4 protein-coding genes are annotated in these 3,618 nt (G+C 62.3%); all 4 read right to left on the bottom strand.

What is annotated here, in order from left to right; all coding sequences use genetic code 11:
• Window positions 1–59 precede the first annotated feature (59 nt).
• Window positions 60–398 carry a hypothetical protein gene (locus AB0H28_RS29950; RefSeq protein WP_358047477.1) on the bottom strand — a complete coding sequence of 113 codons (339 nt, stop codon included), beginning with the start codon at window positions 396–398 and terminating at the stop codon, window positions 60–62.
• Between the two features lie 167 nt (window positions 399–565).
• Window positions 566–1,312, bottom strand: a complete 747-nt coding sequence (locus AB0H28_RS29945) for a cytochrome c biogenesis protein CcdA (protein WP_358047474.1) — start codon at window positions 1,310–1,312, stop codon at window positions 566–568.
• Window positions 1,313–1,592: 280 nt separating this feature from the next.
• Entirely contained in the window at window positions 1,593–2,102 is a 510-nt protein-coding gene (locus AB0H28_RS29940) for an SAM-dependent methyltransferase (RefSeq protein WP_358047471.1), read from the bottom strand.
• A 28-nt stretch (window positions 2,103–2,130) separates the two neighbouring features.
• On the bottom strand, window positions 2,131–3,516 hold the full coding sequence (locus AB0H28_RS29935; protein ID WP_358047468.1) for a Tat pathway signal protein: 1,386 nt from the start codon (window positions 3,514–3,516) through the stop codon (window positions 2,131–2,133).
• Between the last annotated feature and the right edge of the window lie 102 nt (window positions 3,517–3,618).

Below are 3,618 nucleotides of genomic sequence, written 5' to 3'. Positions count from 1 at the left end.
CTGAACGCCTTCCAGATCGCCTTCGAAGGCCGGCTCACCCCGGCCAACCACTGACCACCTCAACAACCAAGATCAGCCGTTAACTTGACAGACCCACTGTCCGCCACGAAGCTGCCGGCCTTGATGTCGAGGATCTTGTAGTTGACATAGCAACTGCTGCCAAGGCTTCCGCGGCTGTTCACGTAGAGGTCCCCGAAGACGGTTGCGCCGTTGTCGGAGGAGCAGACGCCCACGTTCCAACTGTTCTGCGTTGAAGTGACGCACCCGCCCCCGGCGAGTGCGGAGTAGTCGTCCGATGAAGCCTGCGCCGCGATTGGCACGGCGCTAAGCGTCACGGCGGTGGTGGCAAGCGCCGCCAGGGTTGCCGATCGGAGTCGCCGCAGCACGAACTTACCCATGAGTCCTCCCGTGGATGGGTGTCGATGCGCTACCGACCGTAGACGCGAAAGTTGCACAGCGCAACCCATTGGTCGCCGAGAGTGGGGGTGTGGTGACGGAAAGGCGACACTCCTTGAAGTGCGTATAACTGACCAGGACGCACTTGCAGGTGACCGGAAACTTCGGTTCAGACGAGAGTGTCGACGGCCGAGAACGTGACCCTTAACCAGATGGTAAAAGAGTTCCACGCCCCCGTGGCCAAAGCTACTCCAATGAGGATGAGCAGCGTTCCGCCTACCTTGGAGACAATCCCATTGTGCTTGCGGATAAATCGGAACAATCCCAGCAGGCGGCGAAAGAAGATTGCAAAGAGAAGGAAGGGGATGCCGATTCCTGAACAATACGCTGCGGCGAGCACTACGGCGCGCTGCTCGGTGCCGTTCACGATTGCAAGTTGCATGACCGCTCCGAGCGTTGGACCGACGCACGGAGTCCATGAAAGTGCGAAGACGATGCCAACAGCCGGTGCTGCCCAGACGCCCGCAGGTGGCAATTTGCTGATGCGCCACTCGCTCTGAAGGCGTGGAATGACTCCCATGTAGACAACGCCTAGCGTCGCGACGAGCAGGCCGCCGACGATCTCGATAGACCGTTGATGAATAAACAGCACTTTGCCAACTTGGGAACCCATGACGAGAGTTGTGACAAAGACGAGCGAGAAGCCTGCGATGAAGAGCAGTGAGCCGGCGATGACGCGGCCCCGGTGCCGCTGCTCTAGATCACGCCCCGTCAAGCCGGTGACGTATGCCACATAGCCGGGGACGAGAGGCAACACGCAAGGCGACAGAAAGCCTGCCAGCCCTGCGAGTAGAGACACGAGAACTGCGAGGGGGAATGATCCCGTAAGGGCAATATCGCCGAATTTCTCGCCCACCCTGATCCTCGCAGTCGTAGAACTCGTGCCGGCCTGCCGTCTCCAGCGCCGTCCAGCATGTTAGCTCGTGCCCCGAAAGCGCAGGGGACGAAAGCGAAGCCCCTGCTGGGCGCAACGTCCGGCGGGACCTTCGCGTTGCCTACACGAGAACCCTTCACACCTGATTCTCCGCCCAAGCCCGCTGGAGCGTAGCAAGGCCCTCCGTGCGCTCGCTGCCTGTGCGTGGACCTAGTGATCGCGATGCGCGACCATGAGTCGTGAGCGAGTGGACCTAGTGGGCTCAGTTCGGCGGCTGTTCTGCCTGGGCCGCTTCGGGGTCCGCGAAGTACAGCCCGAGCATCTGGGTCGACCAGGTGGGCTGAGTGACATCGCCGCGTGGGCCAAACTCTGAGAACCAGGGCTTGATGTCCAACACGGGCGTGCCGTCCACAGCGTCCAACTCTTCAACGTGCAGGTCGAGGCCGTCAACCTTGACGAGGCGGCATCGAGACACACCCAACCAGTTGATGCGACGCATGTTGCGGTGGCCGAAGATTCCCACCTCGGGCCACTCCGGGTTGTCCCTGGGCTGGCGTGCTCCGAGGTTTAGATCGGTTGGGTCAGTGAGATGGAACCGAAACACGATCTCAAGGTGAGAAAACTCCTCTAACCCCTTCACGGACGCCGGGGTGAACCGATTTTCATCGATTCGGATAACGGCCCGGCTTGCGCCCCAATAGTCATCCGTGGGCTCGGATCTTCCGCCTACAACCCACGCAATGGGCTCCACGGTGAAATTCTCGGCTGCCATTCCCGCCTCTCCTTCTGCTGCTGACCGTTTAGGCGAAAGTTGAAAGATAGTTCTTGGCGCGGGTGTCCACGTCTTGGACTCTTCGGACGCTCCGGCGTCTGTACGGAGAGAGGATGGCACGCATCTCGGCGGCGACCTGGCGTGTGCGGCCGGACCGGACGCCTTCCATGGCATCGAGCGCACGCGACCATGTCGTGCAGGCTTCTTCAATCTCGCCCTGTTTGGCTTGAACGGCTCCCAGATATCCGAGCGTCACGGCATGGGTTCGAGTGAAGGCTGACGCCTTGCGGGTTTTCACGCTGCGGAGAAACTGAGCTGTCGCTCCGGCCGCATCGCCGGTGTCGCGCAGCGCGCAGGCTGTCTCATGCGCCAAGCTCGCTTCCCCGAAGAAGAAGACCCGACCGGGCTCGTCATCTCCGCTGGTGGCGGTAGCTAGGTCATCTTCGGCCCGAAGAAGTGCACGAGCGGCGCTCTGCCCTTCGCCGTTGACAGCCAACGCGCGTGCATATACGACCCCGAGCAAGGCACGCTCTCGTGGAGATGCAGCTTCGTACCGTTCGCCGTCTACTGAAGCCGAGGCGAGGTTGAGAGCGCGTTTCTGGTGTCCGAGGTCGATGGCCTGGTGCGCCATCGCGCGCAGCACATGGCCTGCCATCGCCGGATTGTCGGCTTCCGCCGCCAGCTTGACTGCAACGTTGAAGTAGTGCTGAGCCACGTTGTGTTCGCCGTTGTCGAACGCCATCCAGCCGGCGAGGTAGGAAAGCTCGCTGGCAGCGGTGAACATGTCCCGTCTCAGAGAGTCGTCCGGGTAGCGTCCGCACAGATAGCTCGTCACGTCGGATGTGAGATATTGGACGACTGCCGAGCGTGCATGTCCACCGCCCCGTCGTTGGTCGACGCGGGAAAAGAGAGACATCATGTCGTGCACTGCCTCGACGTCGCCCCGGCTGACGGTCATTCCGCCGGCTGCGCCACGTGCCCGGCCACGTTCGACCATTCGCGGCCACCAGCGTTCAGAGGGCAGCGCCAGCGCGGCGAGCGAGTAAGCGGCAGTGCTGAGAACGCGTCTGCGTTCAGCGTCCACGTCGACTCTTCCGATCTCAGTTAGCGCCGCCAGCGTATCGACTCGCCATCCGAGCATGTCCTTGGAGGACAGCGACGGACTCGGCAACCCGATCTCATCAAGGGTGACCACTCGGCCAAGCTTCCGCGACAGCGCCTCACACAGCAGCATGGGTGCCCGCCCGGAGGGCTTGGAGCCCGCTACCCAGTGTGAGACGTGGGAGCGGCCAACGCCTGCGAACTCTTGGGCGTTGCACTCCTGCGCGACGCGGAGGAAGGCGCGGGCCACCTCGGCGTGCGACATGCCGGCCTCGGTGATGACGGATGCGAGCTTGGTGTTGCCGGATCGCACCTGCGGCACGTTGTCAAGCCCCGGGTTTGGTGGAGAGTTGGTTAGCTGGTTTTCAGGGGTGCGGTGACCGGGTGGGTCATCGCGTGTAGGGCCTCGTGTTCG

This window comes from Micromonospora sp. NPDC050980 (assembly GCF_040653835.1).
Taxonomy (GTDB): domain Bacteria; phylum Actinomycetota; class Actinomycetes; order Mycobacteriales; family Micromonosporaceae; genus Micromonospora.
Note: the sequence above shows the minus strand (reverse complement) of the source record. Positions and strands in the feature narration are given on the sequence as shown.